25 protein-coding genes, 1 tRNA gene and 1 pseudogene are annotated in these 26,017 nt (G+C 57.2%); 13 read left to right on the top strand and 14 right to left on the bottom strand.

Translation table 11 applies throughout. The annotated features are described in order from the left end of the window. The 4 genes from GQR96_RS08730 to GQR96_RS08715 are packed head-to-tail and all read left to right on the top strand — an operon-like array spanning position 1 to position 3,867. Complete coding sequence (locus GQR96_RS08730; protein ID WP_004201463.1) at positions 1–321, top strand: PTS fructose-like transporter subunit IIB; 321 nt, start codon at positions 1–3, stop codon at positions 319–321. 50 nt (positions 322–371) lie between these two features. Next, on the top strand, positions 372–2,669 hold the full coding sequence (locus GQR96_RS08725) for a formate C-acetyltransferase (protein WP_048323621.1): 2,298 nt from the start codon (positions 372–374) through the stop codon (positions 2,667–2,669). Then, positions 2,635–3,510 (top strand): [formate-C-acetyltransferase]-activating enzyme, encoded by an 876-nt coding sequence (locus tag GQR96_RS08720; RefSeq protein WP_004201461.1) that lies wholly within the window; start codon positions 2,635–2,637, stop codon positions 3,508–3,510. The genes GQR96_RS08725 and GQR96_RS08720 overlap by 35 nt, the downstream gene beginning before the upstream one ends. Positions 3,511–3,525: 15 nt before the next feature. Next, positions 3,526–3,867 carry a PTS fructose-like transporter subunit IIB gene (locus tag GQR96_RS08715; protein ID WP_004201460.1) on the top strand — a complete coding sequence of 114 codons (342 nt, stop codon included), beginning with the start codon at positions 3,526–3,528 and terminating at the stop codon, positions 3,865–3,867. Between the two features lie 13 nt (positions 3,868–3,880). Here the strand turns inward: GQR96_RS08715 and GQR96_RS08710 are convergent, their stop codons facing one another. Further along, positions 3,881–4,648, bottom strand: a complete 768-nt coding sequence (locus GQR96_RS08710; RefSeq protein WP_064150356.1) for a phytanoyl-CoA dioxygenase family protein — start codon at positions 4,646–4,648, stop codon at positions 3,881–3,883. 261 nt (positions 4,649–4,909) lie between these two features. Here GQR96_RS08710 and GQR96_RS08705 point away from each other — a divergent pair, with 261 nt between their 5' ends. Further along, positions 4,910–5,743, top strand: a complete 834-nt coding sequence (locus tag GQR96_RS08705; protein ID WP_023317878.1) for a helix-turn-helix transcriptional regulator — start codon at positions 4,910–4,912, stop codon at positions 5,741–5,743. A 17-nt stretch (positions 5,744–5,760) separates the two neighbouring features. On the opposite strand, the gene GQR96_RS08700 is transcribed toward GQR96_RS08705, so the two are convergent. From GQR96_RS08700 to GQR96_RS08685, 4 genes are all read right to left on the bottom strand, one after another. Next, complete coding sequence (locus GQR96_RS08700) at positions 5,761–6,660, bottom strand: GGDEF domain-containing protein (protein WP_049092229.1); 900 nt, start codon at positions 6,658–6,660, stop codon at positions 5,761–5,763. A gap of 244 nt (positions 6,661–6,904) precedes the next feature. After that, entirely contained in the window at positions 6,905–7,933 is a 1,029-nt protein-coding gene (locus GQR96_RS08695; RefSeq protein WP_064150358.1) for an ABC transporter ATP-binding protein, read from the bottom strand. A 1-nt stretch (position 7,934) separates the two neighbouring features. Beyond that, the gene (locus GQR96_RS08690; RefSeq protein ID WP_065904888.1) at positions 7,935–9,509 is read right to left on the bottom strand and encodes an ABC transporter permease; all 1,575 of its coding nucleotides are present in this window, start codon (positions 9,507–9,509) and stop codon (positions 7,935–7,937) included. 21 nt (positions 9,510–9,530) lie between these two features. Beyond that, entirely contained in the window at positions 9,531–10,547 is a 1,017-nt protein-coding gene (locus tag GQR96_RS08685; RefSeq protein WP_023317875.1) for an iron ABC transporter substrate-binding protein, read from the bottom strand. A gap of 400 nt (positions 10,548–10,947) precedes the next feature. Here GQR96_RS08685 and GQR96_RS08680 point away from each other — a divergent pair. Both GQR96_RS08680 and GQR96_RS08675 read left to right on the top strand, forming a co-directional pair. After that, positions 10,948–11,562, top strand: a pseudogene (locus GQR96_RS08680) (CSS-motif domain-containing protein); the annotation flags it as partial. A gap of 93 nt (positions 11,563–11,655) precedes the next feature. After that, positions 11,656–12,483 (top strand): EAL domain-containing protein, encoded by an 828-nt coding sequence (locus tag GQR96_RS08675; protein ID WP_170923573.1) that lies wholly within the window; start codon positions 11,656–11,658, stop codon positions 12,481–12,483. A gap of 43 nt (positions 12,484–12,526) precedes the next feature. On the opposite strand, the gene GQR96_RS08670 is transcribed toward GQR96_RS08675, so the two are convergent. The 4 genes from GQR96_RS08670 to GQR96_RS08655 form a co-directional block, all read right to left on the bottom strand. Then, positions 12,527–12,868: an STAS domain-containing protein gene (locus GQR96_RS08670; RefSeq protein WP_048295782.1), complete on the bottom strand. Its 342-nt coding sequence runs from the start codon at positions 12,866–12,868 to the stop codon at positions 12,527–12,529. A 64-nt stretch (positions 12,869–12,932) separates the two neighbouring features. Next, complete coding sequence (locus GQR96_RS08665) at positions 12,933–15,359, bottom strand: glycogen/starch/alpha-glucan phosphorylase (RefSeq protein ID WP_065904892.1); 2,427 nt, start codon at positions 15,357–15,359, stop codon at positions 12,933–12,935. 301 nt (positions 15,360–15,660) lie between these two features. Further along, positions 15,661–15,748: transfer RNA gene (locus GQR96_RS08660), tRNA-Ser, on the bottom strand. 119 nt (positions 15,749–15,867) lie between these two features. Then, a complete protein-coding gene (locus GQR96_RS08655; protein ID WP_048294450.1) occupies positions 15,868–17,520 on the bottom strand; it encodes an ABC transporter substrate-binding protein in 1,653 nt (550 codons plus the stop codon). A gap of 268 nt (positions 17,521–17,788) precedes the next feature. Here GQR96_RS08655 and yccA point away from each other — a divergent pair, with 268 nt between their 5' ends. Together yccA and tusE are read left to right on the top strand one after the other, a co-directional pair. Continuing rightward, positions 17,789–18,448 carry an FtsH protease modulator YccA gene (gene yccA / locus GQR96_RS08650; protein WP_002898458.1) on the top strand — a complete coding sequence of 220 codons (660 nt, stop codon included), beginning with the start codon at positions 17,789–17,791 and terminating at the stop codon, positions 18,446–18,448. An 87-nt stretch (positions 18,449–18,535) separates the two neighbouring features. Next, complete coding sequence (gene tusE, locus GQR96_RS08645; RefSeq protein WP_004201447.1) at positions 18,536–18,865, top strand: sulfurtransferase TusE; 330 nt, start codon at positions 18,536–18,538, stop codon at positions 18,863–18,865. On the opposite strand, the gene yccX is transcribed toward tusE, so the two are convergent. The 3 genes from yccX to GQR96_RS08630 are packed head-to-tail and all read right to left on the bottom strand — an operon-like array spanning position 18,862 to position 20,552. Further along, positions 18,862–19,143, bottom strand: coding sequence for an acylphosphatase (yccX, locus tag GQR96_RS08640; protein ID WP_004201446.1), 282 nt, complete (start codon positions 19,141–19,143; stop codon positions 18,862–18,864). The genes tusE and yccX overlap by 4 nt on opposite strands. 48 nt (positions 19,144–19,191) lie before the next feature. Continuing rightward, complete coding sequence (locus GQR96_RS08635; RefSeq protein WP_004201445.1) at positions 19,192–19,980, bottom strand: AraC family transcriptional regulator; 789 nt, start codon at positions 19,978–19,980, stop codon at positions 19,192–19,194. Between the two features lie 17 nt (positions 19,981–19,997). Next, complete coding sequence (locus GQR96_RS08630) at positions 19,998–20,552, bottom strand: YbhB/YbcL family Raf kinase inhibitor-like protein (RefSeq protein WP_017899466.1); 555 nt, start codon at positions 20,550–20,552, stop codon at positions 19,998–20,000. A gap of 190 nt (positions 20,553–20,742) precedes the next feature. Here GQR96_RS08630 and rlmI point away from each other — a divergent pair, with 190 nt between their 5' ends. Together rlmI and hspQ are read left to right on the top strand one after the other, a co-directional pair. Further along, entirely contained in the window at positions 20,743–21,945 is a 1,203-nt protein-coding gene (gene rlmI / locus GQR96_RS08625) for a 23S rRNA (cytosine(1962)-C(5))-methyltransferase RlmI (protein ID WP_004201443.1), read from the top strand. A gap of 59 nt (positions 21,946–22,004) precedes the next feature. Beyond that, a complete protein-coding gene (hspQ, locus tag GQR96_RS08620) occupies positions 22,005–22,322 on the top strand; it encodes a heat shock protein HspQ (protein WP_002898441.1) in 318 nt (105 codons plus the stop codon). Between the two features lie 28 nt (positions 22,323–22,350). Here hspQ and GQR96_RS08615 read toward each other — a convergent pair whose 3' ends face one another. Then, positions 22,351–22,764 carry a CoA-binding protein gene (locus GQR96_RS08615; protein WP_004201441.1) on the bottom strand — a complete coding sequence of 138 codons (414 nt, stop codon included), beginning with the start codon at positions 22,762–22,764 and terminating at the stop codon, positions 22,351–22,353. Between the two features lie 154 nt (positions 22,765–22,918). On the opposite strand from GQR96_RS08615, the gene mgsA reads away from it, so the two are divergent. Then, positions 22,919–23,377 carry a methylglyoxal synthase gene (gene mgsA, locus GQR96_RS08610; protein WP_064150366.1) on the top strand — a complete coding sequence of 153 codons (459 nt, stop codon included), beginning with the start codon at positions 22,919–22,921 and terminating at the stop codon, positions 23,375–23,377. A gap of 11 nt (positions 23,378–23,388) precedes the next feature. On the opposite strand, the gene helD is transcribed toward mgsA, so the two are convergent. Beyond that, complete coding sequence (gene helD / locus GQR96_RS08605; protein ID WP_065904894.1) at positions 23,389–25,443, bottom strand: DNA helicase IV; 2,055 nt, start codon at positions 25,441–25,443, stop codon at positions 23,389–23,391. 124 nt (positions 25,444–25,567) lie between these two features. Between helD and GQR96_RS08600 the strand changes: the two genes are divergently transcribed. Then, positions 25,568–26,014, top strand: coding sequence for a YccF domain-containing protein (locus GQR96_RS08600; protein ID WP_004201437.1), 447 nt, complete (start codon positions 25,568–25,570; stop codon positions 26,012–26,014). Positions 26,015–26,017: the final 3 nt, after the last annotated feature.

The following is a 26,017-nucleotide window of genomic DNA, read 5'->3' as shown; positions in this document are numbered from 1 at the left end:
ATGACCCACATTATCGCTGTCACCGCCTGCCCGTCGGGCGTGGCTCACACCTACATGGCCGCCGAGTCGCTGGAAAGCGCCGCCAAAGCCAAAGGCTGGCAGGTTAAAGTCGAAACCCAGGGCTCAATCGGCATTGAAAACGAACTGACCGCCGAAGAGATCGCCGCCGCCGATATGGTCATCCTGACCAAAGATATCGGTATCAAATTCGAAGAGCGTTTTGCCGGGAAAACTATCGTGCGCGTCAATATCAGCGATGCGGTCAAGCGCGCCGACGCCATCATGAACAAGATAGACAGCCATCTTTCTCAGCGTACCTGAAGCCTTACAAGGGGCGCCCTCGCGCCCTTCGCCACCACATGGAGTTTGTCATGACGAATCGTACTCAACGCCTGAAAGCCAGCCTGTTCGCCCAGCCGCGCGAAATCTCCCTGGAGCGCGCTCTGCTGTATACCGCCAGTCATCAGCAAACGGAGGGCGAACCGGTGATTATTCGCCGGGCGAAGGCCACCGCCTGGATCCTCGATAAGGTAGACATTTCGATTCGTGATGATGAACTGATTGCCGGCAACCGGACCATCAAACCGCGGGCAGGCATTATGTCGCCGGAGATGGATCCCTACTGGCTGCTCAACGAACTCGACGCCTTTCCGACCCGGCCGCAGGACCGCTTCGCGATAAGCGAAGAAGATAAGCAAATATACCGCGAAACGCTGTTCCCCTACTGGGAAAAGCGCTCAATGAAGGATTTTATCAACGGCCAGATGACCGACGAGGTCAAGGCCGCCGTCAGCACCCAGATATTCAGCGTGAACCAGACCGATAAGGGCCAGGGCCATATCATCATCGACTATCCGCGTCTGCTCAATCATGGCCTCGGGGCGCTGGTGGCGGAGCTAAAAGCCCACTGCGAGCAGCAACCCGGGAACCACTTTTATCAGGCGGTGCTGATCCTGCTGGAAGCCTCCCGGCGCCATATTCTGCGCTACGCCGCGCTGGCCGAGGAGATGGCTGGGCACTGTCAGGACCCGCAGCGTCAGCAGGAGCTGTTAACCATCGCCGCTATTTCGCGCCACAACGCGGAGCACCGGCCAACGGACTTCCCCCAGGCCTGCCAGCTGTTCTGGTTTATGAACATCATTCTGCAGTACGAATCCAACGCCAGCTCAATTTCACTTGGGCGTTTTGATCAGTATATGCTGCCGTTTTATCAGGCGTCGCTGAATCAGGGTCAGGATCCGGCGTATCTCAGGGAGCTCCTGGAGTCGCTGTGGGTGAAATGCAACGATATCGTGCTGCTGCGCTCCTCGAGCAGCGCGCGCTATTTCGCTGGTTTTCCCACCGGCTACACAGCTCTGCTCGGCGGACTGACGGAAACCGGACGCAGCGCGGTCAACGCGCTGTCGTTTTTATGCCTCGATGCCTATCAGAACGTGCAATTGCCGCAGCCGAATCTTGGCGTGCGGGTCAACGAGCTGATTGACCGCCCGTTCCTGCGTAAAACCGCTGAAACCATCCGCCTGGGCACCGGCATTCCACAGATTTTCAACGACGAGGTGGTGGTCCCCGCCTTCCTCAATCGCGGCGTGTCGCTGGAAGACGCCCGCGACTACGCGGTGGTCGGCTGCGTCGAGTTGTCGATCCCTGGCCGCACCTACGGCCTGCATGATATCGCCATGTTCAACTTGCTGAAGGTTATGGAACTGGTCCTGCAGGAAAATGAAGGGCAACCGGAGGTCAGCTGGGAAGGACTTATCAGTCAGATCCGTGACAAAATTCGTTATTACATCAAGCTGATGGTCGAGGGCAGCAATATCTGCGATATCGGCCATCGCGACTGGGCGCCGGTCCCCCTGCTCTCCTCGTTCATTGAAGATTGCGTCCGGCACGGCAAAGATATCACCGCCGGCGGCGCGCGCTATAACTTTTCCGGCGTCCAGGGCATCGGGATCGCCAACCTGAGCGATTCACTGCACGCCCTGAAGGGGATGGTTTTCGATCAGCAGCGTCTCAGTTTTGACCAACTGATGGCGGTCCTGAAAGCCAACTTCCGCACGCCGGAGGGAGAAAAGATCCGCGCCCGGTTGATTAACCGTTTTGAGAAGTACGGTAACGACATCGACGAAGTCGATAATATTAGCGCCGATCTGCTGCGCTTTTACTGCAAAGAGGTGGAGCAGTACCTGAACCCGCGCGGCGGCCATTTTACTCCCGGCTCCTATACCGTCTCGGCGCATGTGCCGCTGGGCTCGGTAGTGGGGGCTACCCCGGACGGGCGGCTGGCCGGCGAACAACTGGCGGACGGCGGCCTGTCGCCGATGGTCGGTCAGGATGCTCAGGGGCCGACGGCGGTGCTGAAATCGGTCAGCAAGCTGGATAACTATCTGCTGTCGAACGGTACGCTGCTTAACGTCAAATTCACCCCGGCAACGCTGGCCGGCGACGGCGGGCTGAACAAGCTGGCAGACTTTTTACAGGCTTTCTGCAAGCTCAAGCTGCAGCATATTCAGTTTAACGTGGTCAATGCCGACACCCTGCGTGAAGCGCAGCAGCGGCCGCAGGACTTTGCCGGCCTGGTGGTGCGCGTCGCGGGCTACAGCGCCTTCTTTGTTGAGCTGTCGAAGGAGATTCAGGATGACATCATCCGCCGCACCGCGCATCAGCTGTGAGGTGATGGAGACGCGCGCCGATCGGGCGCGTATTTTTAACCTGCAGCGCTACTCGCTCAACGATGGCCAGGGGATCCGCACGGTGGTCTTTTTCAAAGGCTGCCCCCACACCTGCCCGTGGTGCGCCAACCCGGAGTCAATGTCGCCGAAGATCCAGACCCTGCGCCGGCAGAGCAAATGTCTGGGCTGCGCCCGCTGTCTGCAGGACGTCGCCGAGTGTCCCTCCGGGGCATGGGAGCAGATCGGTCGCGACGTGACGCTGGAGAACCTCCTTCAGGAGGTGCTCAAAGATGAAGTCTTCTTCCGCGCCTCCGGCGGCGGTGTCACCCTCTCCGGCGGGGAGGTGCTCATGCAGGCCGGGTTTGCCGCCCGTTTTCTTCAGCGCCTGCGCCAGTGGGGGATCCGCACCGCCATCGAGACCGCCGGCGACGGCGCCTTTGACCGTTTGCTGCCGGTGGCTGAATCCAGCGACGAAGTGCTGTTTGATTTTAAAATCATGGATCCTGAGCTGGCGCGGTCGCTGCTGCGAATGAATCAGCCGCGGGTACTGGACAATTTTCGCCAGCTGGCGACAAGAAACATCAATCTGATCCCGCGGGTGCCGCTGATCCCGGGTTACACCATGAGCGTGGATAATTTTCGCCAGATACTGGCGTTTCTCGCGCCGTTCGCGCTAAAAGAAATGCACCTGTTGCCGTTTCATCAATATGGCGAGCCAAAATACCGTCTGCTGGGCAAACCCTGGACGCTGGCCAGCGTGAAAGCGCCTGGCGAAGCGGACATTCAACCTTATCGGATAATGGCCGAAGCGGCCGGATTCCACGTCACTATCGGCGGTTAACGCCAGGAGGATGTTATGGACTTCAATATTGTCGCCGTCACCGCCTGCGTCAGCGGGGTGGCGCACACCTATATGGCTGCCGAACGACTGGAAAAGGTCGGTCATCATGAAAAATGGCACCTGAAGGTGGAAACCCAGGGCGCGCTCGGCGTTGAAAATCGCATTACCGCAGAAGATATCGCCCGCGCCGAAGTGGTGCTGCTGGTGACGGATATCGAAATTGACGACGCCCAGCGCTTTAGCGGCCTGCGGACGATTAAAACCAGCATCAAGAGCTTCCTGCTGCAGCCGCAGCAGATCGTCGAGGCCGTGAAAAGCATCATGAAAAAGCCGGTCGTCTATGTAGAACTTCCCTGACCGGCGACGAGTCTTACTCTACATCCAGCAGCCACTTTTGCGCTGGCGTCAGGCGGCTTGCCGTTTCCGGCGTCAGCCAGCGCCGCTGGTCCTGCTGCGGCGTATCCGCGCGATCGATATATAACCCATGCAGCACGCGTCGTCGGCTACCCTCACGATTACGGGTACCGCCGTGCCAGGCGTGGGCGTTGTAGATCATCACGCTGCCGGCCGGCGCAGCAAACACAATCTCGTCTGGGTGGGCCTGTTCCGGGTCGTCCAAGACTTCTTCCGGCAACTCCGGCCGCAGGTGGGTTCCAGGGATAATCCGCGGCGCGCCGTTAGCGGCGCTTAAATCGTCTATTGCCCAGATGGTATTCACCAGGTGGACTTTGGGAAAATCCGGGCGCGGCTTTTTCCAGTCGGCGTGCAGCGGCTGGTGACCGCCGTTATACAGCGCCTCACGCGCATTAAGGCTGGAGACTTTAAAATCACCGTTGAAGATATAGCGGCAGGCGGAGAGGATCAGCGGGTGGGACCAGACTTTCTCCCAGATAACCCCCTTATTCACCAGGTTGGCGATCCGCGTCGCAGTCGCTTCCTGATGGTGTTCCATCGCCAGATTGTCGCCTTCACGCTCAACCAGGGTATCAATTAGCCGGCGCATTTCGCTCAGCCACTGGGCGTCAACGACGTTATGCACGACGGTGTAGCCGAGGGTGTCGAGTTCATGTTTCATTTGCGCACTAAGCACCTGACTGGCGCCTAACGCATCGAGAAAACTAGCCGATGGTGAGTTCATTTTGCGTTCCTTTTTAACGTTTCGATAACACAAACAAACTCTACTGGTCCATCCGCGGCATGACAGGAGGCGAGCGCTACGAAAAACTGGACATACGTACGCGAGCCACCGAAGTGTGATGGGCATCAACAATCGCCTCTCCGGCGATGCATGCGCGGCGCCTGGCAGGGAATTCGCTGCGCAAATTGACGAAACAAACGCTGTCTGGGGATAAAAAATAGATTACCATCAACAGGATAATGCGCATGCTGAGGGCAAAGAATGATTGAAGATCTGCCAGATATTCTGCATCGGTTAATCAGTCAAAAAGATCATTTACAGGTGAGATTTCCTGAGCCGGATATCTCCGTCCCTGCCCTCGCCCTCAACGTGCCGTTTCCGCGTCTGGAAATAGTGCTGGAGGGCCAGCTCAGTGAACAGGGGCTGCCACTGGCCGCCTCGACGTTAACCACTTTACAGGTGCTGTACGTGCAGGCGGGAAAATGGACGCTGCCGCAGTGGACCGGCCCGGCCACCACCCTGAGTATTCTGTTTGGTCGACAGAAGCTGGGGTTCAGTATTCAGCGCTGGGACGGGAAAAGCCTGCACACGGAAAAGCAAAGCGTTGCCCGCCTTGGACCGCGCGTGGGCTCTTACCTGTTGCTGAGCCTGAACGAAGTCAGCCTGCAGCCCGATCCGCTGACCGCGCGGTTGGTGGTCGCCGCGCTGCTGAGTCACTGTCGCGAACAGCTGGTTGGGCTGGAAATGCGCGTCAGTCGCAGCCGGGATCTGTTTCTCGCCGTTCAGGACTACCTCGAGGAAAATCTTAGCCTGCCGCTGACGCGGGAATCGGTGGCCAGACGTTTTCACATCACGCCCAACTATCTTTCGCATATTTTTCAGAAATCAGGCTCGGTGGGATTTAACGAATATCTGACCCGGGTGCGTCTGGAAAAGGCAAAACAGCTGCTGCGCGGCTACGACCTGAAGGTGAAAGAGATCGCCCATAACTGCGGCTTTGTCGACAGCAACTATTTTTGCCGGGTCTTCAAACGCTACACCGAGCGTTCGCCGTCAGAGTATCGGCGACACTGCCGCAGCGCGCAGCAGACCTAACCTGCCGTGTCGGAATATTACGCCCACTCCACGCGCCCACGCCCGTTGTGCTTGGCCTTGTACAGTGCCTCGTCGACTTTGCGGATAAACGTCTCCTGCGCTTCGCCCGGCCGCCAGGTTCCCACGCCAATGCTGATCGACAGCGGCGCCTGATGATTGATCAGGATGGTGCGGGCATTGTCGAGGATCGACTGCGCCAGGACGTGCAGCTCAGGCTCCGACAGGCCATCGACGATAATGGCAAACTCTTCCCCACCAATACGCGCCGGCAGGACCTGCTCGCTGGTCAGTTTCGCCAGCTGTTTCCCCAGGGAAAATAACACTTCATCCCCCACCAGGTGGCCCCAGGTATCATTGATTTTCTTGAAAAAATCGATATCCAGAATCATGAGCCCCAGCGCATGCCCGGACTTTTCGCGAATGGTATCGATGAAAAAACGGCGATTGGGCAACTGAGTGAGCTCGTCCTTCAGTGATTGCGAGCGCGCATCAACGTACAATAGGTTGATGCGCTCAATAATTTTGTAGACGCCCACCACGGTCAGCAGCATCCCGGAGAGGCGCAGCAGATCTTCGCAGTAATAACCCATCCAGCGCGGCTGAACCACTATCTCATCCATCACATCGAACGTGCCGCCAGCAATCCACAGCAGCAGCCCATAGCGCACCCAGTTGACGGCGATATGGCTCATCCGCACCTTTGCTGAGCTCCACAGCATAAACACCAGAAACAGCAGCGCCAGCAAATCGATATAGAGCCCGGGGTTGGCCAGGATCTCACGCCACGTGCCGATCGGCGGCGACACCAGCGCACAGCCGACAGCGACGGCGACGATGACCAGCAGCGCAGGCAGCAGCGTACCCCGCGCCAAAGCGGACGGAATGGAGCGATTCGCAGGAGTATGGCATTCAGGCATAACGATGTCTCACGGTAACAACAGGGCCGATCGCGGGACAGGATAGCAGTTAAGCGCAGCGGGACGAATGAAAAAGCGACGCGCCGACAAAACGGCGGTGAGGTAGACTGACCCCGCGGAATTGTTCCAACGTACTACCACTCCATGGCGACGAGGTCAGTGGCGCGGATACTATCGGCTAAATCCGTGAGTTGATTAGCTTTCCGTGCGGCGCCACCGTTATCCGGCGGCGCCTGCTCAGAGATTAGCCGCTGAACACGCGCGCCTTGCCGCTGACCGTCAGTCGCACCGTCGCGCCTGGCTGCCACGCCGGCTGGCTTACGGTTCGCAGGACAATCGGCCGATCGTGCCCGGACATCGACAGCGTCAGCGTGGAGAGCTGGCCGGAGAAATCAACATCGCGGATGGTGGCGGTACTTTCCTGTGGTCCGCTCACGCTGACGCTCAGCTGCTCCGGACGCAACATCACCTTACCTTCACCAGCAGGATGCGCTGCGTCTGTCGCCAGGTCGCCCAGCACGCAGCTGGCCCGCCCGGGGCTCAGCCGTGCGGGGAGGATCAGGGCATCGCCGAGAAACAGCGCCGTCTCTTCGTCCACCGGCTGCGAGTAAACCGCCAGCGGGGTACCCACCTGGGCGAAACGTCCCTGGCGCATCACCGCCACCTGTGTGGCGAACGACAGCGCTTCGGTCTGGTCATGAGTCACCAGAATCGAGGCGATGCCGGTCTCCGCCAGCAGATCGGCGGTCGCTTTGCGTGTGCTGGCGCGCAGCCCGGTGTCCAGGGCAGAAAAGGGCTCATCGAGCAGCATCAGCGCCGGCTGCTGGGCCAGGGCGCGAGCCAGGGCCACACGCTGCTGCTGGCCGCCGGAGATCTCATGCGGCCAGTGGCGCGCCAGGCTATGGTCAAGGGCGACCATCTCCATCAGTGCGCCCACCCGGCGACGTTTTTCCTCGCGGCTGGCGTCCAGCCCCCAGGCGATATTGTCCGCGACATTGAGGTGAGGAAATAGCGCCCCCTCCTGCGGAACGTAGCCGATCCGTCGCTGGTGGGCAGGAACAAACACGCCCTCGGCAAACAGAGGCGCGCCGTGCATCACGATGCGTCCGCTGTCGGGCGTTTCGAAACCGGCAAGGATGCGCAGCAGCGTGGTTTTTCCCGAACCCGACGGACCCACAATTGCCGTCCGGCTACCCGGAGCCACCTGAAGATGAATATTATCGAGGACCTGCGCATCGGCGAAGGATTTCGAAACAGAAGACAATTCCAGCATGTTACAACCCTGCCATTTTTTTCGACTGCATATAGAGAACCGCCGTCAGCGGCAGCGAAATGATGATCATCAACAGCGCGTAGGGCGCCGCCGCCACATAGTCGATCTCGCTGGTTAACGCCCAGAAGCCGGTCGACAACGTGCGGGTGCCTAACGGCGAGAGCAGCAGCGTGGCGGTAAGCTCATTGCTGACGCCAAGGAACACCAGCGCGGCGCCGGCGGCCGCCCCCGGGGCGGCAAGTCGCATGGTGATACTCCACAGGGCGCGGGCCGGGCTGCGTCCGAGACTGCGGGCGACGTTTTCCAGCTCCACCGGCGCCTGGGCGATACCGGCGCGCAGGTTAATCAGCGCCCGCGGCATAAACATTAACAAATAGGCCAGAAACAGCGTCACTTCGGTCTGGTACACCGGACGGGCATAGTGGATGGTGACGGTGACCAGCGCCAGCGCGGTCACAATGCCGGGCAGCGAGCTGGTGATGTAATTACACCCCTCCAGCAGGCGGAACAGCGGACGCGGATAGCGCACGCCGAGCCAGGCGATGGGGATCGCGCAGACCGTCGTCAGCAGCGCCCCGCCCGCCCCCAGCAACAGAGTCTGGCGCAGGGAATGCCACAGATCGGCATGTAGCCAGTTATCGATACCGCCCAGCCACAGCCAGCGCCCCAGGACCAGCAACGGCACCCCCATCGCCAGCAGCACCAGCAGCAGAAACAGCAGCTGCGCGCCGAAGGCGGCCCCTTTACCCAGCACCAGGCGCTTCTGCTCGCGCGCCGCCCCGGCGCCGATACGCGCATAGCGCGCTTTACCACGCGAAGCGCTCTCCAGCAGCAGGATCGCCAGACAGCACAGAGCCAGCACGCCCGCCAGCATATTGGCGGCCGGACCGCTGAAGGTCGACTGGAACTGATCGTAAATGGCGGTAGTGAAAGTATCGAAGCGGATCATCACATACAGACCATATTCCGCCAGCAGATGCAGGGCCACCAGCAGCGCACCGCCGCAGACGGCCAGCCGCAGCTGCGGAAGCACCACCCGGAAAAACACTTTCCACGGCGGCGTGCCCAGCGACGCGGCGACATCCTCAAGGGTGGGATCGAGTCGGCGCAGCACGGCCGCCACCGGCATATAGATAAACGGATAGTAGGCCAGCACCGAGAGAAACACCCCAGCGCCCAGGCCATGCAGCGAGGGTACAGCGCTGATCCAGGCGTAGCTCTGGACAAAGGCCGGAATGGCCAGCGGGGCCACCGCCAGCGCCGACCACAGCTGCCGCCCGGCAAGCGCGGTACGTTCCGCCAGCCAGGCCAGCGTCACGCCAAGCACAATGCTGATGGGGACAGTCAGCACCGTCAGCCACAGGGTATTGCTGAGCAGTTCGCCTACCCGCGGGCGAAAGACCAGCGCTTTGATTGTCGGCCAGCCGGTATCGAATCCGACCGCCACCACAAACCCTAACGGCAACAGCGCCAGCAATGAAAACAGGAGCGCTAAGGCAACCATCGGAAATGCAGGACGCCTGCGCTCAGGCAGGCGTCCTGTTTTCTTTCCGAGCGACAGACTCAGAACAGACATAGCAACATCACTTCCTCAGGATCAGAGCAGGCCAGCCTGCGTCATCAGTTCAATGACCTTTTTACTGTTCAGCGAGGAAGGTTCCACCTTCGGGGCATCCAGATCTTTCAGCGGGGTCAGTTTCGGGTTAGAGGCCGCGTCTACCCCCACCGCATATTCGAAGGCGTTATTGGTGCGCAGCGCATCCTGTCCCTGCTTACCGGTGATCCATTTAATAAAGGCCTGCGCCTGTGCTTTATGTTTGCTGGAGGCCAGCACGCCGCCGCCGGAAATGCTGACGAAGGCCCCCGGATCCTGGTGTTTGAAGTAATACAGTTGGGTGTTTTTGCTGTTCTCGCCGGTTTTTGACTGGTCAACGAAGCGATAGTAATGATAGATCACTCCGCCGTCGATCTGCCCGGCGTTGACCGCTTTCATCACCGTGCTGTTGCCTTTATAGGCGACAAAGTTGGTTTTCATCGCCTTCAGCCAGTCGAGGGTCGCCTGCTCACCCTTCAGCGCCAGCATCGCGCTGACGATAGCCTGGAAATCAGCCCCCGATGGCGAAGCCGCCCAGCGGCCCTTCCACTCCGGTTTTGCCAGATCCATCAGCGAGTGCGGCAGCTGCGCCTCGCTGATTTTTGCCGGGTTATAGACGAACACGGTGCTACGCGCGGCGATGCCAATCCAGCGACCGTGCTGAGGGCGATATTGTGCCGGAACCTGCTGCAGGGTGGCCGCATCCAGCGGGGCAAAAAGTTTGGCGTTATCAACCAGCACCATCGACGGTGAGTTCTCGGTCAGAAACACATCAGCTGGCGACGCGGCGCCTTCCTGAACCAGCTGATTACCCAGCTCGCTGTCATCGCCATTGCGCAGCGTGACTTTAATACCAGTCTCTTTCGTAAATCCATCCACCCACGACTTCACCAGATTTTCGTGTTGGGCGTTGTAGACCACAATCCCGTCCTGACCGTCAGCCGCCATCCCCTGCGGCGCCAGAAACAGAGAAGCGGCAACCAGCGCTGCCGTACAGAGGGGCGATAAGCGAGATTTCATGAACGCATCCTTAATGAACCAGGGAAATTAATGGTAAATAGCCTGAGCGGAGAGGATTAAATCACAGCAAAAAAAGAATGATAATGAAAACAATTATCATAAACTTAAAAAAGCAAAAAATAGCGCAAGCACGCCACTACGGACTGGAAAATGCTAATAACCAGCCGGCCCAGAAAAATATATTAAGAAAACATTAATTTTTTATTTTTATTACCGGCAGAAGAGGTACGTAGCGTCAACGCGATATAACCGGCCTTTGTCGGCAGGTATTGTGATAGCGATCATATTTTTATGATGCACCGTCATCGCGGAAGTTATCTCCCTTCTACGATCATAGAAAAGCCTTTACTGCCAGAGAGATGGTTCACTTTATGCACAAACACCATTGCATGCCCAACAAATGAAAGAGATAAAGCGACGAAACGCATGGATTGCCTTTTCCCTGGCGCTGGTGGTATTTCTGGCTGGCGTGTTCGTAATAAACTGGCAACTGTGGCATTCCGATCAGGCCTCGCATGTCGCCACCGCCCGTCAGGCGGCAAAGAAAATCGCCGTTATTCTGGATGAGGCCCGCGCAGCAACGATGACGGCGATGAACGTTAGCCGCGGCGGTTGCTCCGTGCAGGGCCAGTTTCAGCTCGGGACCGAGGCCGCCCTGCAGCCGCATCTGCGCACAATTGTGCTGGTAAAACAGGGCCAGGTGTGGTGCTCGTCGCTGCCGGGCAATCGGGTACTGATGCTCCATCCTGAGTCTTTACCCGATGAGCCACTGCAGCTGCTGCCCGCCAGAATGATGGTGAATAAGCGGCCAGTGCTGATCTATCACACTCGTTCGGCGCAGGTAAGAGTCATTGTCAGCATCAGCGATATCCATTTGCGCGATGCCTTGTATAGCGATGAGGATAACGGCGGGCTGGCGCTTTTGGTTCACAATCAAATGATTGCCAGATATGGCGATGTGAAGCCACTCAACGCTGGTCCGAACCAGGATATTTTTAGCTCACCAGACTATCCATTTCATATTGCCTATCCTGAGTCGCCTTTTTTTAGCCCCGGCCGCTTATTTCATAATGGGTCCGGGCTGCTGATTTTTATTTTCTCTGTTTCGTTGCTGTTTTATTTTCTGTTGCGCAAATACCTCAATGTCTATACCTCAGAAGAGGAGAGGCTGCGCTACGCCATCGCTCAGGGCGCTATCGTTCCCTACTATCAACCGCTGGTGAACGGCAAAACCGGAGAGATCTATGGCGTGGAAATCCTCGCCCGCTGGCCAAACACCACGGCGCAGTGGCGTTCGCCCGCTGAATTTATTCCGCTGGCCGAGCGTACTGGGTTGATTATCCCACTCACTTGTAGCCTGATGGCGCAGGTCGCCGCCCAGATGAGGCCGATCTTCAGTAAGCTGCCGGACGGGTTTCATATCGGCGTCAATATCAGCGCATCACATATCAACGCTCCGTCGTTTATCGATGACTGCCTGCACTTTCAGCGCGGCTTTGAGGGCACAGCGGTGAAGCTGATGCTGGAGATCACCGAACAGGAGCCGCTGTTGCTCAACGAGGCGGTTGTCGACAAGCTCAACGCGTTACACTCCCGCGGGTTTTCCATCGCGCTGGACGACTTTGGCACCGGCTATTCCGGGCTTTCCTATCTGCATGAGCTGGTTTTCGACTATATCAAAATCGATCAGAGCTTTGTCGGCCGGGTGACTGACGAGGCGCCGTCAAGCAAACTGCTGGACTGCGTGATAGAGATGGCGCGGACGTTGTCACTGCGCATCATTGCCGAGGGGGTCGAAACTCAGGCTCAGCTAGAGTATCTCAATCGCCAGAATATTCATCTGTTGCAGGGCTACTTTTTCTGGAAGCCGATGCCCTACGTCGCGCTGGTGATGCTTCTGCTGAGCAAACCAAAGGCGCGGATTATCGAAGAATGAACGGGCGATCGATAATCCGCGGCCTTCCAGGCCTGCCTGAGCGTCATTTCGCAGTCAACAGGTTCAGTGCATCCTGACGAGTCTCTTTAATCGAAAAGACGCGATCCATGCGGGTGAGCTTGAACAGGTTTTGGATTGTCCCATTGACCGAGCAGAGCACCAGCTCTCCCTGCCCACTGACGCTCTTGAGAATGGATACCAGGGCGCCCAGGCAGCTACTGTCTATGAAATCGACGTGGCTCAGGTCCAGCACCAGGTTTTTCGTCTGACCGTCAAGGGCCACAAGAACCTGCTGCTTAAACGCTGATGCGACGGAAGCATCCAGCCGGCGAACCAGGGGCACAATGACCTTGACGCCCTGCTCAGTATGTAATTCAACGTTCATGTTCATCCTCAATGTTGGCTGATAACCGTCGACGCGTCCCTGCTCTGTTCGGCATGTGCTCTCTTTAGCACCTGATACCCCAAATATCCCTGGCGTAGCCGCGGATGGTTCGGTCGCTGGAAAATTCCCCCATCCGGCAAATATTGAGCAAGGCCCGGCGGTGCCACTGATCCGGCTGTTCAAAATCGGCCATTGCCTGCCGTTGCACCAGACAATAACTGTCGAAATCCAGCAGATGGCAGTAATGATCGGCCCCTGTCAGCATCTGATGCAGCGGCGCAAACAGCTCGCGATCGGCTGAAAACAGCCCGGACACCAGGCTATCGACAACACGCGCGATAGCCGGGTTGTCATGATAGCACCCATGATGCCGCCCAAGGCGTCGGCTCTCTTCAATCTCTTCCGCCACCGCGCCAAACAGATAAAAATTCTCGCTCCCCACCGCCTCGCGGATTTCGATGTTCGCCCCATCATAGGTGCCAATAGTTAACGCCCCGTTCATGGCAAACTTCATATTGCTGGTGCCGGACGCCTCGGTGCCGGCGGTGGAAATTTGCTCAGAGAGATCCGTGGCGGGAATGATTTTCTCCGCCAGCGAGACTTTATAATCTTCGAGGAATACCACTTTAAGCTGCCCGGCAACCTGCGGGTCACTGTTAATTTTTCGGGCAACGGTATTAATCAACTGAATAATCAGCTTTGCCATCCGATAGCCTGGCGCCGCTTTACCCGCAAACAGATGCACCTTTGGCGCGATAGTACGCCCGTTCTCTTTGATATCCAGATACAGCGCGATCACGTGCAGAATATTGAGCAACTGGCGCTTGTATTCATGAATACGTTTGACCTGACAGTCAAACATCGCCAGCGGATCCAGCGCGATGCCGTAGCGTTGAGCCACCAGCTCGCTGAGTGCGGTTTTATTGGCAAATTTTATGGCCCGGATACGCTCAATCACGGCTGGCTCGCTGGCCAGATCCTCCAGGCGGGAAAGCAGGGGTAAATCAGTTGGCCACCCTTCCCCGAGTTGTTGCTGTAAAAATTCTGCCAGGCCCGGGTTAGCCTGCTGCACCCAACGACGCGGCGTGACACCGTTGGTCTGATTAATGAATTTCTCCGGGGTCATAAAATAGAAGTCGGGCACCAACTGTTTTTTGACCAGTTCCGAATGCAGCCACGCTACTCCGTTGACGCGGTGGCTACCGACAATGGCCAGATTAGCCATGCGAATTTGCTTATCGTGATGCTCGTCAATTAAAGACAGTGAAGATAACAGATGAGGTTTATCCGGCCAGCGCCGGGCCACCTCTTCAAGGAAACGATGGTTAATCTCAAAGATAATCTGCAAATGACGCGGCAGTAGTTTCTCAAACAACGACACCGGCCAGGTCTCCAGCGCTTCCGGCATCAGCGTATGATTGGTATAGGCGCAGGTATTTTGCGTTATCTCCCACGCCTGCTCCCATGGCAGTCGGTATTCATCGACCAGGATCCGCATCAGCTCCACCACCGCTAATGCCGGATGGGTGTCATTAAGCTGTATAGCCACATGCTGCGCTAGCAAAGTAATGTCGTCATTAACCTCGGCATAGTCACGAAAAATATCCCGTAGCGTACAGGCCACCAAAAAATACTCCTGCGTCAGACGCAGCTCTTTTCCGGTCAGGACCTCATCGGAAGGATAGAGTATTTTTGAAATATTCTCCGAGGCGATTTTCTCACTTACTGCCTTAATATAATCCCCGCGATTAAAAATATGGATATTAAAGGAGTCAGAGGCCACCGCGCTGTAAAGGCGCAGCGTGTTAGTTGATGTATCCCGGTAGCCGGAAACAAAATAATCATGGGGAATACCGATGATGGTTTTCCAACCGAGCCACATCGGATTGTAGTTGCCATCAATATCTTCGCTGTGCTCAATATATCCCCCCAGCGGGATCAGAATTTGCTGAGCGTGATGCTCCACCAGCCATGGGGAATGCATGGAGTGCCAGTCATCAGGATGCTCGACCTGCTGATCGTTTTGAAAGGACTGGCGAAAAAGCCCATATTCGTATTTGATGCCATGCCCGGATGCAGCAATATCAAGGGTGGCCATCGAGTCGATAAAGCAAGCGGCTAAACGGCCTAACCCGCCGTTACCCAGCGCGGCGTCAGGCTCCTCGTCAAGGATCAGTTCAAGATCAAACCCCAGGTCATTGACCACCAGGCGCATCTCGTCCAGTAAATTCATATTCACCAGGTTATTACGCAGCGACTGGCCGAGTAAAAATTCCATCGACAGGTAGTAAACGCGCTTTTTTCGCTCTTCGCGCTGCCGCGCCTGGCTCGTCAGAAAATGGTCCTGCTGAAAATGACGAATGGCTAGCGCCACCGCGTTAAAAATATCGCCATTTGTCGCTTTATTTAAGCTAACACACAGCGTGTATTTTAATTTCTGTTCAACCAACGCCCGTAATGCTTTGATATCTTGCGGGTTAATGACAGGCATGCTGACCTCACTGGTCTCTGTTTCTGCGAAAGCACCATGGCAGGTAAATCATCGTTTTCCAAGTATAGACGAAGATATTTTGCACCAGGTTTTTTATTCCTGAGCACCATTTCCGTTTATAATGTGAGACTGAATAATTAAAATAACAACAATTTGAAATGGATTAATCGTCACATTTTCACCAGCGATAACGCTGCAGGCAGGGTGGGTTTGCGCAGTCGTGACGTGAAGATGACGCGCCGTCAGAACGGCCAGGGGAAAAGTAAAAAGGGGTTACCTTTCGGTAACCCCTTCTTTTATATGGCGGAAGCGCAGAGATTCGAACTCTGGAACCCTTTCGGGTCGCCGGTTTTCAAGACCGGTGCCTTCAACCGCTCGGCCACACTTCCGGTGTGAGGCGCACTATAAACACCTCGGCGGATGCTGTAAAGCACCATTTTGTTCAACTGCCTTAAAAACAAACAATTTTGTGTTATTCGTCTGAATTTCAGGCAGTTCGCGCAGAAAATCAGCGCCCGTCGCCGCTAGCGGATGGGTGTTTTTTAATGTACATGTCTTTGGTGTAGTAATACCCCAGCTTATCCGGCGTGAAGCCTCCCACCCAGGGTTTCACTAAATGGGTACGCACATAGTGATAGACCGGAATGGCGGGAACATCCTGCGCCAGCAGATCTTCCGCCTGTTGATAGTATTTGCCCCGGCTCGCCACGTCGGAGGCTTTCGCCGCATTGCGCAGCGCCTCATCGTAAGTCGGGTTGCTGTACTGACTGGTGTTCTCGCTATCCCCGGTACGGAAAGTGTTGAGGAAGGTGGCGGCATCGTCGTAGTCGGCGGTCCAGGCATAGCGGACAGCGTCAAAGTTATGCGTATGCATGGTATCCAGCATCGTCTTCCACTCCTGGTTCTGCAGCTTCACCTCGACGCCGAGGTTTTTCTTCCACATAGAGCTGGCGGCGATGGCGATACGCTGGTGCGACTCATAGGTGTTATACAGCAGGGTAAAGACCAATGGGTGACTGTCATCATACCCCGCCTGCGCCAGCAGTTTTTTCGCCTCGGCAATCCGCTTCTCGCGCGGCCAGCTGGCGTAATCCGGGTTGTGCAGCGTCACACCGCCGATATCCGGCTGGCTGATCACCCAGGCCGGGCGCTGCCCCTGGCCAAGTACTTTTCCGGCAATGATATCTTTATCAAGCGCCATATTCAGCGCGCGACGCACTCGGGCGTCGTTAAACGGCGGCCGGGTAGTATTGAATTCGTAGTAATAGGTCGCCAGCTGCGGCGAAACGTCCAGCTGGTCGCCCATGGTTTTCTGCAACTGCGCAAACTGATTGATCGGCACCGTATAAACAATATCGATCTCCCCCGCTTTGTAGCGGTTGACATCGGCAGCCTCGGAAGAGATGGGCAGGTAAGTCACTTTATTAATAACGGTGTGCGCATTATCCCAGTACTTCGCATTACGTTCAGCCACCAACCGCTCATTCACCACCCATTGGGTCAGCTTATACGGGCCGCTGGTAACGATATGCTCTGGGCGGGTCCATTTATCGGCAAAACGCTCCACCAGCACTTTGTCGATCGGTACCAGCGAAGGGTGCGCCAGCATCGCCAGGAAGGCGGCATTCGGCTGGTTCAGAGTGACCTGCAGCGTGGTGTCGTCCAGCGCTTTCACCCCCAGCGTCTCCGGTCCCTTTTGCCCCAGGGCAATTTCACGGGCGTTGGCGATATGCATATTGCCGGGATAGCTCGCATAGGGGGAGGCGGTGGTTGGCGAGACCAGCCGTTGCCAGCTCCAGACGATATCCTGCGCCGTGATGGCCGTGCCGTCGGACCAGGTCAGACCAGGGCGTAAATGGAAGGTCCATAACAGGTTGTCCTTGTTTTCCCAGCGTTCCGCCAGTCGGGGCTGGATCGCCCCCGCAGGCGTCACGCTGACCAGCCCTTCAAAGAGATCGCTAATGATGTTGAATTCAATGTCGCTCTCGACTTTATGCGGATCGAGTGAGGCAGGTTCACTGCCGTTATTTCTGACCAGTTCCTGCTTTTCTGCCAGCTGAGTCCCCGGCGGTACCTGCGCCGCCTGCGCCCCGCCGAACATTGCTATCATACTTACGGCCAGGAGCGTTCGCGTGATGTGATTGTTTTTATGTAATGTCATTTCCCTTTGCCTTTAACGTACGGAGTTATTCCCCCTTCCACACTTAGTCGCAGAATTTCAATAAAGCAATATTTTTCAGCAACCTATAAGATTTCGATCGGCTCACCGAAGCGAAACGCGAAAACATATCGCTTTTTCCAATCCATGTAGAATTTTATGCTAGTCAAACGCGGCAAAAACTAAGTAAAGATGGGTAAAAGCATTAGGGCTTCACGCTTGTTTTTCTTATTCTTTATCCCTAATTACATCTGTCATAAGAGAGTGACTCATGGATCGCATAATTACATCATCGCGTGACCGTTCCTCGCTGCTCAGCACGCACAAGGTTCTGCGTAACACTTACTTCCTGCTCAGCCTGACGCTGGCGTTTTCCGCCATCACCGCTACCGCCAGCACGGTGCTGATGCTGCCTTCCCCGGGGCTGATTTTGACCCTCGTGGGGATGTACGGTCTGATGTTCCTGACCTATAAAACGGCGAATAAGCCCACCGGGATTATTTCCGCCTTCGCTTTCACCGGCTTTCTCGGCTATATCCTTGGGCCGATGCTGAACGCGTACCTTTCTGCCGGCATGGGCGATTTAATCGGCCTGGCGCTGGGCGGTACGGCGCTGGTCTTCTTCTGCTGCTCGGCCTACGTGCTGACGACGCGCAAAGACATGTCTTTCCTCGGCGGTATGCTGATGGCCGGCGTCGTGGTGGTGCTGATTGGTATGGTCGCTAACCTGTTCCTGCAGCTGCCGGCGCTGCACCTGGCGATTAGCGCGGTGTTCATCCTGATCTCTTCGGGCGCCATCCTGTTCGAGACCAGCAACATCATCCGCGGTGGTGAAACCAACTACATTCGCGCCACGGTCAGCCTGTATGTCTCGCTGTACAACATCTTTGTCAGCCTGCTGAGCATCCTGGGCTTCGCCAGCCGGGACTAACCGCTCCCCTGCTACCAGAGGCCTCGCTTATGCGGGGCCTTTTTTTTTGCTACACTGCGGCCAGTTTCAGGCGGTATGTGAAAAATTATGTTTATTTTTGAAGGCAACGAAATTGAGACGGATAGCGAAGGCTATCTGAAGGATACTACCCAGTGGAGCGAGGCGATGGCCGACGTTATCGCCGCGCAGGAAGGGATAACGCTCGCCGTTGAGCACTGGGAAGTGGTGCGCTTTGTGCGCGAGTTTTACCTTGAATTCAACACCTCACCGGCGATCCGCATGCTGGTCAAGGCGATGGCCAACAAGTTTGGTGAAGAGAAAGGCAACAGCCGCTATCTCTATCGCCTGTTCCCGAAAGGCCCCGCCAAACAGGCGACCAAAATCGCCGGGCTGCCGAAGCCGGTGAAGTGCATCTAATAGAGGATCGCGAATTTGTCCCAGCTGCGGGTGGGTTGATGGGGTTCAGTCAACACTCGGTCAACCCGCGCGCTGCGCGGCCCGCCGGCTTTCAGCCAGGCGATGAGTTTCTCCACCTGCTCCGCCTCGCCGCAGGCAAGGACTTCTACGCCGCCGTCGTCCAGATTACGGGCATAGCCGGTCAACCCCAGCTGCAGCGCTTCCCGCTGCGTGGAATAGCGAAACCCTACGCCCTGAACGGAACCGTATACCCATGCCATGGTGCAGATACTGGCCATTAACCTCTCCTTTTGACTTACCCTTTACGCTGAGGATAGCAAATTCGCTCAGCGTACGTGCTTTGGTAGTAAACCATAGTGCTGGCGAAAGCGCGCGGTAAAGCGCGATCCCGACTGATATCCGCTGTTCTGCGCGATTTCGCCTATTGGCCGCGAGGTGGTCTGCAGCTGTCCCAGGGCGTGGGCCATCCGCACCTCCTCGACGATCTGGCGAAAACTCTGCGATTCCTGCTGCAGACGACGGCGCAGCGTGGACTCTCCGAGAAAGAGCATTTTCGCCACCCGCGACACGCTCCATGCCTGCGCCGGCGATAGCATGACCAGCTGCCGAACCTGCGCCGACAGATCCTGCTGCCGCTCGACGAGCAGCGGGCCGGCATACCCCGCCTCGTGGAGCGCCAGCAGCAGGCCCATGGTCTGGTGCTGCTGCAAAGCAGTGGATAATCCTTCCCGCACCGCCTGCAGAACGCTTTGCCACATAAAAGCCAGCTCACTGGTCACCGGGGCGCAGAGCGAAGTCAGACGCCCCGGTGGTTTTTCGCTGAGATAGCGGGTCTTAAACGCCGTCAGCAGCTCAGGCGTCAGCGACAGCAGATCGGAGCAAAAGAGGCCGTTGTCCGGCTGGTTAATCACTTCCAGCTCAACGTCAGCCGGCAACACAATCAGCTGTTGCGGTGTCGCCAGCACACGGCTCTCCCCTTGCACAATCACTTTGCTGCCGCGTTTCACCCGACAGAGCGCCGGGGAAAACAGACGCACGCGGTGCAGCCTGCACAGCCGTCGGGTGGTAATCTCCGCGGCGGTCAGGGCGTTATGCTGAAAATGGATACTCTCCATCAGACCGACCTTTTGTTTTAGCGCCCGGCCGTCGCCGTCAATTGCGCGCTGGCGAGAGCATGGCTGTGTAACAGATACCCGACCAGCGCCCCGCTGGCCTCGGCATTCACCGGCAGCGTGGGGACATCCAGCGCCCACACCGTAAAACGGTAGCGGTGCGGTTTATCTCCCGCCGGCGGGCAGGCGCCGCCGAAGCCGGCATAGCCAAAATCATTGCGCCCCTGCACCGCTCCGTCCGGCAGTGTAGCGCTGTTTTTATCTCCCGCACCAGCGGGTAACGAAAAGACGCTGCTGGCGATATTGACCACCGTCCAGTGCCACCAGCCGCTGCCGGTAGGCGCATCAGGATCCCGGACGGTGACCGCGAAGCTGCGCGTCCCCGCCGGGGCATTTTTCCATGCCAGCTGCGGAGAGACATTGCCTCCGGTACAGCCGAAACCGGCAAACCAGTGCTGCTGGGCCAGCGCTTGCCCGTCATGCATATCATCGCTGCTTACGCTAAACGGCGCTGCCATCGCGCCACTGCTCACTGCCGCGACCATCGCCACGGTCATCCGCATTCCTGTTTTCATCGTCTTCTCCTCCTGGGGGTGAGAAGACAGGGTATGACAGCCCATGCACGGTGAATGTGCCGATGCGCCTGCGTTTTGTGCCGAAACGCTCACCTGCGCCTGCCGGAGGAAAGATGCTTGCGTGCGCCAGGTGTGCTAATCTACGCGCCATTTTTCGGTGCCGACATTCCCGTTGCTTAAAGGTAGCTCCATGACAGATTCCCTATTCCCCCGCTTAGTGTTAGCCAAAGGACGCGAGAAATCCCTGCTGCGTCGCCATCCGTGGATTTTCTCCGGCGGCGTCGCCCGTATGGAAGGTAAAGCCCGCAGCGGTGAAACCATCGATATCGTTGACCATCAGGGAAAATGGCTGGCCCGCGGCGCTTACTCGCCCTCGTCACAGATCCGTGCCCGCGTGTGGACATTCGACCGCAACGAAGCCATCGATAACGCCTTCTTTGAACGCCGCCTGCAGCATGCGCAAACCTGGCGTGCCTGGCTGGCCGAGCGCGATGGCCTCGACAGCTACCGTCTGATCGCCGGCGAGTCTGATGGGCTGCCGGGCGTGACGATCGACCGCTTTGGCAACTTTTTCGTGCTGCAGCTCCTCAGCGCAGGCGCCGAATACCAGCGCGCCGCCATTATCAGCGCCCTGCAGACCCTGTTCCCGGACTGCGCCATTTACGACCGCAGCGATGTCGCGGTGCGTAAAAAAGAGGGTCTGGAGCTGGCCCAGGGGCCGGTGGTGGGAGAACTGCCGCCAGCGCTGCTGCCGATTACCGAGCACGGTATGAAGCTGTTGGTTGATATTCAGGGCGGGCACAAAACCGGCTACTACCTCGACCAGCGCGACAGTCGCCTGGCGACCCGTCGCTACGTGGCGGACAAACGGGTGTTGAACTGCTTCTCCTACACCGGCGGCTTTGCGGTGTCGGCGCTGATGGGCGGCTGCCGCAAGGTCACCAGCGTGGATACCTCGCAGGAGGCGCTCGACGTTGCGCGCCAGAACGTGGAGCTCAACGGACTGGATCTGTCCAAAGCGGAGTTTGTGCGCGACGACGTATTCAAACTGCTGCGTAAGTACCGGGATCAGGGAGAGAAATTCGACGTCATCGTGATGGATCCGCCGAAGTTCGTGGAAAACAAAAGCCAGTTGATGGGTGCATGCCGCGGCTATAAAGACATCAATATGCTGGCGATCCAGCTGCTGAACCCCGGGGGCGTGCTGCTGACCTTCTCCTGTTCCGGCCTGATGACCACCGATTTATTTCAGAAAATCATCGCAGATGCCGCAATTGATGCCGGGCGTGATGTACAATTTATAGAACAGTTCCGTCAGGCTGCCGACCACCCGGTGATCGCAACCTACCCGGAAGGGCTGTATCTGAAGGGGTTTGCCTGTCGCGTCATGTAACTTGAAAAACGAAACATGAGCCTCATATAGGGAGTATTCATGTTTCCCAGGAGGTGCCTATGATAGCCAGCAAATTCGGTATCGGCCAACAGGTCCGCCATACGCTCTTGGGCTACCTGGGCGTCATCGTCGATGTCGATCCCGAGTACTCGCTCGCGGAGCCGGAAGAGGATGAAATTGCCGCCAATGACGAACTGCGTGCGGCGCCCTGGTACCATGTAGTGATGGAAGATGATGACGGTCAGCCGATCCACACCTATCTGGCAGAAGCGCAGCTGAGCAGCGAAACCCGCGACGAACACCCGGAACAGCCGTCCCTTGACGAGCTGGCCAAAACGATTCGCCAGCAGCTGCAGGCTCCGCGCCTTCGCAACTAAACAAAACCCCGCCTGGCGGGGTTTTTTGTTATTTTGCTAATCCCAGTCTCGGCAGCTCTATGGCCGGGCAGCGATCCATCACCACGTTTAACCCGGCTTCTCTGGCCAGCACTGCGGCCTGCTCATTGATCACTCCCAGCTGCAGCCACAGCGTTTTCGCGCCGATAGCAATCGCCTCCTGCGCCACGCCCCATGCCGCTTCTGAATTACGGAAGACATCAACCATGTCGACCTTTTCCGGAACATCGGCAAGCGTTCCATATCCCTGCTGCCCCAGCAGCGTCTTGCCCGCCACCTTCGGCGAAACCGGGATAACGTGATACCCCTGATCCAGCAGATACTTCATGACCCGGTAGCTCGGACGGTCAGGTTTGTCGCTGGCTCCGACCAGCGCAATCGTCCGTGTCGAGGTCAGGATGTCAGCAATATCATTCTCTTTCATGGTTTCCTCCTGCTATTTCACCTAAGTGTATGCTAATCCGCAGCAGGGGGCCATCCAGGCTAACCCACAGATCCAGCAAAATTTTCATCCGCGATGCTTGCAGCGACAGCCACATTCAGTAATCTGTCAACAGGTCAAAATGTGGAATGAAAATATGGAACTGACAACACGTACCCTGCCCGCGCAAAAACATATCGCGCTGGTGGCTCACGATCACTGCAAAGATATGCTGATGAAATGGGTTGCTCGCCATCAGGCGCTGCTGGTGCAACATGTTTTGTACGCCACCGGCACTACCGGCAACCTGGTCTCCCGGGCTACCGGGCTGGAGGTCAATGCCATGCTGAGCGGCCCGATGGGCGGCGACCAGCAGGTGGGCGCTCTCATTTCAGAAGGCAAAATCGACGTACTGATCTTCTTCTGGGATCCGCTGAACGCGGTTCCTCACGACCCGGATGTCAAAGCATTGCTGCGCCTGGCTACGGTCTGGAACATTCCGGTCGCCACTAACGTCTCCACCGCTGACTTTATTATCCAGTCGCCGCACTTCGCTCAACCGCTCGATATTCTGATCCCGGATTATCCACGCTATCTTGCCGAGCGCCTGAAATAATCGAGCCGCGATTACGGCTTCCTGGCCACAGGCACATCCAGCGCCTGCAGGATCTCAACAAACGGCGACGGTTGCGCCTTGTTAAATAACAGCCACACCCGGTGACGGGCACGGGTTATGGCCACGTACAGCAGTCGACGCTCCTCCGCATCCGGAAAATCTTCCGGCTGCGGCAGGAGCGCCTCCTCGATGATCGACTCGCGCGCCGGGGCCGGAAACGCATCCACACCCTCCTGCAGTCCCAGCACAATGACATAGTCGGCCTGCTGACCTTTACTGGCATGAATGGTCATAAAATCAAGCTGCAGGTGCGGCCAACGCGTCGCCGCCTTATCGAGCGCCTCGGGCTTAAGATGGTGATAGCGGGCAAGCAGCAGGATCCGCTGCTCGGGCTTAACGTAACCGCTCAGCTTATCCAGAAGATCGTCCAGCTTATCGTCGGCTAACAGCGTGACGGCCTTTTTATCTCCCGCCGTCAGGCTGTTCAGCGGTTTGCTTAACTGATGCGGATTCTGCTGGATAAAACCATTGGCTATTTCGCCGATACGCCCGTTAAAACGATAGGTGGTATCCAGCGCACAGCAGTCCGCTTCGCCAAAGTAATGGTTGAACGCGGTGGTCAGGGAGAGCTGCGCCCCGCTGAACCGATAAATCGCCTGCCAGTCATCGCCAACGGCAAAGAGCGTAGTTTGGCTATTTTGCCGGCGTAGCGCGGCCAGCAGCAAGGCTCGCTGCGGCGAAATATCCTGAAATTCATCCACCAGAATGTGTTTCCACGGGCTGACAAAGCGGCCTTTATCGAGAATATTGACCGCCTGATGGATCAGGCCGGAAAAATCGACCGCATTCTCCGCCTTCAGCGCCGCCTTCCACTCTTTCAGTAGCGGCGACATCAGCTTCACCCGTTTACTGAACAGATCGCGTACCGTTTCCGGCGCGCCGGCGATCATCTCCGCCTGGGAGCCGCCGTGCATGCGCATCAGGCTGATCCAGCGGTCAAGCCGGCTGGCCATCCGCCGCTGCACTTTTTTATCCTGCCAGAAGTCCCCCTCCGGCAGTTGCCAGCCCATCTCCTCTTCCAGCCACAGACGCCAGCCTTTCGCCTGCGCTTTTTTCTCCTGGCACTGCTTTTGCCAGCTTTTCAGCAGCAATGCGTGGCGGGCCGCAGTATCGCTTTCCAGCTTACTGATGGTGGGCACTTTTTTGCTGCCCTGCTGGATAATATGCAGCGCCAGCGAGTGGAAGGTGCGAGCAGTAATATCGTCTGAAGCCAGACGCTCGCGGATCCGCTCATCCATCTCCTGCGCCGCCTGGCGGCCGAACGCCAGCAGCAGAATTTGCTCTGCCGCCGCTTCTCCCCGCGCCAGCAGCCAGCCCGCTCGCGCCACCAGCACCGAAGTTTTACCACTGCCCGCTCCCGCCAGCACCAGCAGGGAGCGCTCGCCGTTCACCACCGCCCGCGCCTGCGACGGGTTGAGCGGGGAGGATTCCACGCCGTCAAAAAAGCCGCGATACTGCTCCAGCATCGCCTCGGTAAAGGCCTGGTTATGGGCCTGACGCGCCGCTTCAATATCCCCTAACCAGCGCTGACACTCCCGCCACAGTTCCCGGCAGTTATCAAAGGCGTCAAGCCGGCTGGTGGGCATCGGCAGCCCGGTTAACGCATGGCGAATATTATCCTGAACGTTCGCTACCTGCTGACGCGTCAGCCACTTACCTTCTGCCCGGGTGCGTTCGATGGCTGCCAGCTGCTGCTTCAGCACCCCGGCGGCGATATCGCTCATTTCCGTGCTCCACTGCTGCCAGAGCGTATGTAAATGGTGATAAAAGCGCTGCGTTTCGCTCCATTCGGTACCGTGCAAACGCACGACTTTATCGTCCGGCAGCACAAACTCCAGTTCGCCCCAGACCAGACCGCGCTTACAATGCACTGACAATAACTGATTGAAAGGGATAAGATACTCATGACGATCGCCGGAAACCTTTACCCCGGCGTTCAGTAACTGCACCCTGTCATAAGGATGCTGAGCCATGCGTTTGCCCAATGTTGTCGCTTTAAGTTCCATATAATGTCGATTTTCAATCAGGGTGGATTGTTTTTCAGTTTAACCGCCCCGGACCAGGTGCTCCAGCGCAAAAAAACGTTACAATTGTCAGGTCTTCTTATCCACAGGGCAAAACCGAGGGTTTATGCGTACCATTCTGAATATTCTGAACTTTATTCTTGGCGGTTTCGCCACCACTTTAGGCTGGCTGCTCGCCACCCTGGTCAGCATTATGCTGATCGTCACGCTGCCGCTGACTCGTTCCTGCTGGGAAATCACTCGCCTTTCGTTATTCCCCTACGGTAACGAGGCGATTCATGTTGATGAGCTCGAGCCTGGTCGACAAAACAGTCTGCTGAACGCCGGCGGCACCATCCTGAACATTTTGTGGTTTATTTTTTTCGGCTGGTGGTTGTGCCTGATGCATATTTTCAGCGGCATCGCCCAGTGCCTGACTATCATAGGCATCCCGGTGGGGATCGCTAATTTTAAAATCGCCGCCATCGCCCTCTGGCCAGTGGGACGCCGGGTCGTCTCTGTGGAAACCGCGCGCGCCGCGCGTGAAGCCAATGCGCGTCGTCGCTTTCAGTAACCG

It is taken from the genome of Klebsiella sp. PCX (assembly GCF_021869705.1).
GTDB lineage: Bacteria > Pseudomonadota > Gammaproteobacteria > Enterobacterales > Enterobacteriaceae > Klebsiella > Klebsiella quasipneumoniae.
The sequence above is the reverse complement of the archived record's forward strand: the minus strand, read 5'-3'. Positions and strand labels throughout refer to the sequence as shown.

What these genes read in the sequence shown, in the direction of transcription:
- GQR96_RS08730 (WP_004201463.1), top strand. Translation starts at nt 1, where the DNA reads ATGACCCACATTATCGCTGTCACCGCCTGCCCGTCGGGCGTGGCTCAC.
- GQR96_RS08725 (WP_048323621.1), top strand. Translation starts at nt 372, where the DNA reads ATGACGAATCGTACTCAACGCCTGAAAGCCAGCCTGTTCGCCCAGCCG.
- GQR96_RS08720 (WP_004201461.1), top strand. Translation starts at nt 2,635, where the DNA reads ATGACATCATCCGCCGCACCGCGCATCAGCTGTGAGGTGATGGAGACG.
- GQR96_RS08715 (WP_004201460.1), top strand. Translation starts at nt 3,526, where the DNA reads ATGGACTTCAATATTGTCGCCGTCACCGCCTGCGTCAGCGGGGTGGCG.
- GQR96_RS08710 (WP_064150356.1), bottom strand. Translation starts at nt 4,648, where the DNA reads ATGAACTCACCATCGGCTAGTTTTCTCGATGCGTTAGGCGCCAGTCAG.
- GQR96_RS08705 (WP_023317878.1), top strand. Translation starts at nt 4,910, where the DNA reads ATGATTGAAGATCTGCCAGATATTCTGCATCGGTTAATCAGTCAAAAA.
- GQR96_RS08700 (WP_049092229.1), bottom strand. Translation starts at nt 6,660, where the DNA reads ATGCCTGAATGCCATACTCCTGCGAATCGCTCCATTCCGTCCGCTTTG.
- GQR96_RS08695 (WP_064150358.1), bottom strand. Translation starts at nt 7,933, where the DNA reads ATGCTGGAATTGTCTTCTGTTTCGAAATCCTTCGCCGATGCGCAGGTC.
- GQR96_RS08690 (WP_065904888.1), bottom strand. Translation starts at nt 9,509, where the DNA reads ATGTCTGTTCTGAGTCTGTCGCTCGGAAAGAAAACAGGACGCCTGCCT.
- GQR96_RS08685 (WP_023317875.1), bottom strand. Translation starts at nt 10,547, where the DNA reads ATGAAATCTCGCTTATCGCCCCTCTGTACGGCAGCGCTGGTTGCCGCT.
- GQR96_RS08670 (WP_048295782.1), bottom strand. Translation starts at nt 12,868, where the DNA reads ATGAACGTTGAATTACATACTGAGCAGGGCGTCAAGGTCATTGTGCCC.
- GQR96_RS08665 (WP_065904892.1), bottom strand. Translation starts at nt 15,359, where the DNA reads ATGCCTGTCATTAACCCGCAAGATATCAAAGCATTACGGGCGTTGGTT.
- GQR96_RS08655 (WP_048294450.1), bottom strand. Translation starts at nt 17,520, where the DNA reads ATGACATTACATAAAAACAATCACATCACGCGAACGCTCCTGGCCGTA.
- yccA (WP_002898458.1), top strand. Translation starts at nt 17,789, where the DNA reads ATGGATCGCATAATTACATCATCGCGTGACCGTTCCTCGCTGCTCAGC.
- tusE (WP_004201447.1), top strand. Translation starts at nt 18,536, where the DNA reads ATGTTTATTTTTGAAGGCAACGAAATTGAGACGGATAGCGAAGGCTAT.
- yccX (WP_004201446.1), bottom strand. Translation starts at nt 19,143, where the DNA reads ATGGCCAGTATCTGCACCATGGCATGGGTATACGGTTCCGTTCAGGGC.
- GQR96_RS08635 (WP_004201445.1), bottom strand. Translation starts at nt 19,980, where the DNA reads ATGGAGAGTATCCATTTTCAGCATAACGCCCTGACCGCCGCGGAGATT.
- GQR96_RS08630 (WP_017899466.1), bottom strand. Translation starts at nt 20,552, where the DNA reads ATGAAAACAGGAATGCGGATGACCGTGGCGATGGTCGCGGCAGTGAGC.
- rlmI (WP_004201443.1), top strand. Translation starts at nt 20,743, where the DNA reads ATGACAGATTCCCTATTCCCCCGCTTAGTGTTAGCCAAAGGACGCGAG.
- hspQ (WP_002898441.1), top strand. Translation starts at nt 22,005, where the DNA reads ATGATAGCCAGCAAATTCGGTATCGGCCAACAGGTCCGCCATACGCTC.
- GQR96_RS08615 (WP_004201441.1), bottom strand. Translation starts at nt 22,764, where the DNA reads ATGAAAGAGAATGATATTGCTGACATCCTGACCTCGACACGGACGATT.
- mgsA (WP_064150366.1), top strand. Translation starts at nt 22,919, where the DNA reads ATGGAACTGACAACACGTACCCTGCCCGCGCAAAAACATATCGCGCTG.
- helD (WP_065904894.1), bottom strand. Translation starts at nt 25,443, where the DNA reads ATGGAACTTAAAGCGACAACATTGGGCAAACGCATGGCTCAGCATCCT.
- GQR96_RS08600 (WP_004201437.1), top strand. Translation starts at nt 25,568, where the DNA reads ATGCGTACCATTCTGAATATTCTGAACTTTATTCTTGGCGGTTTCGCC.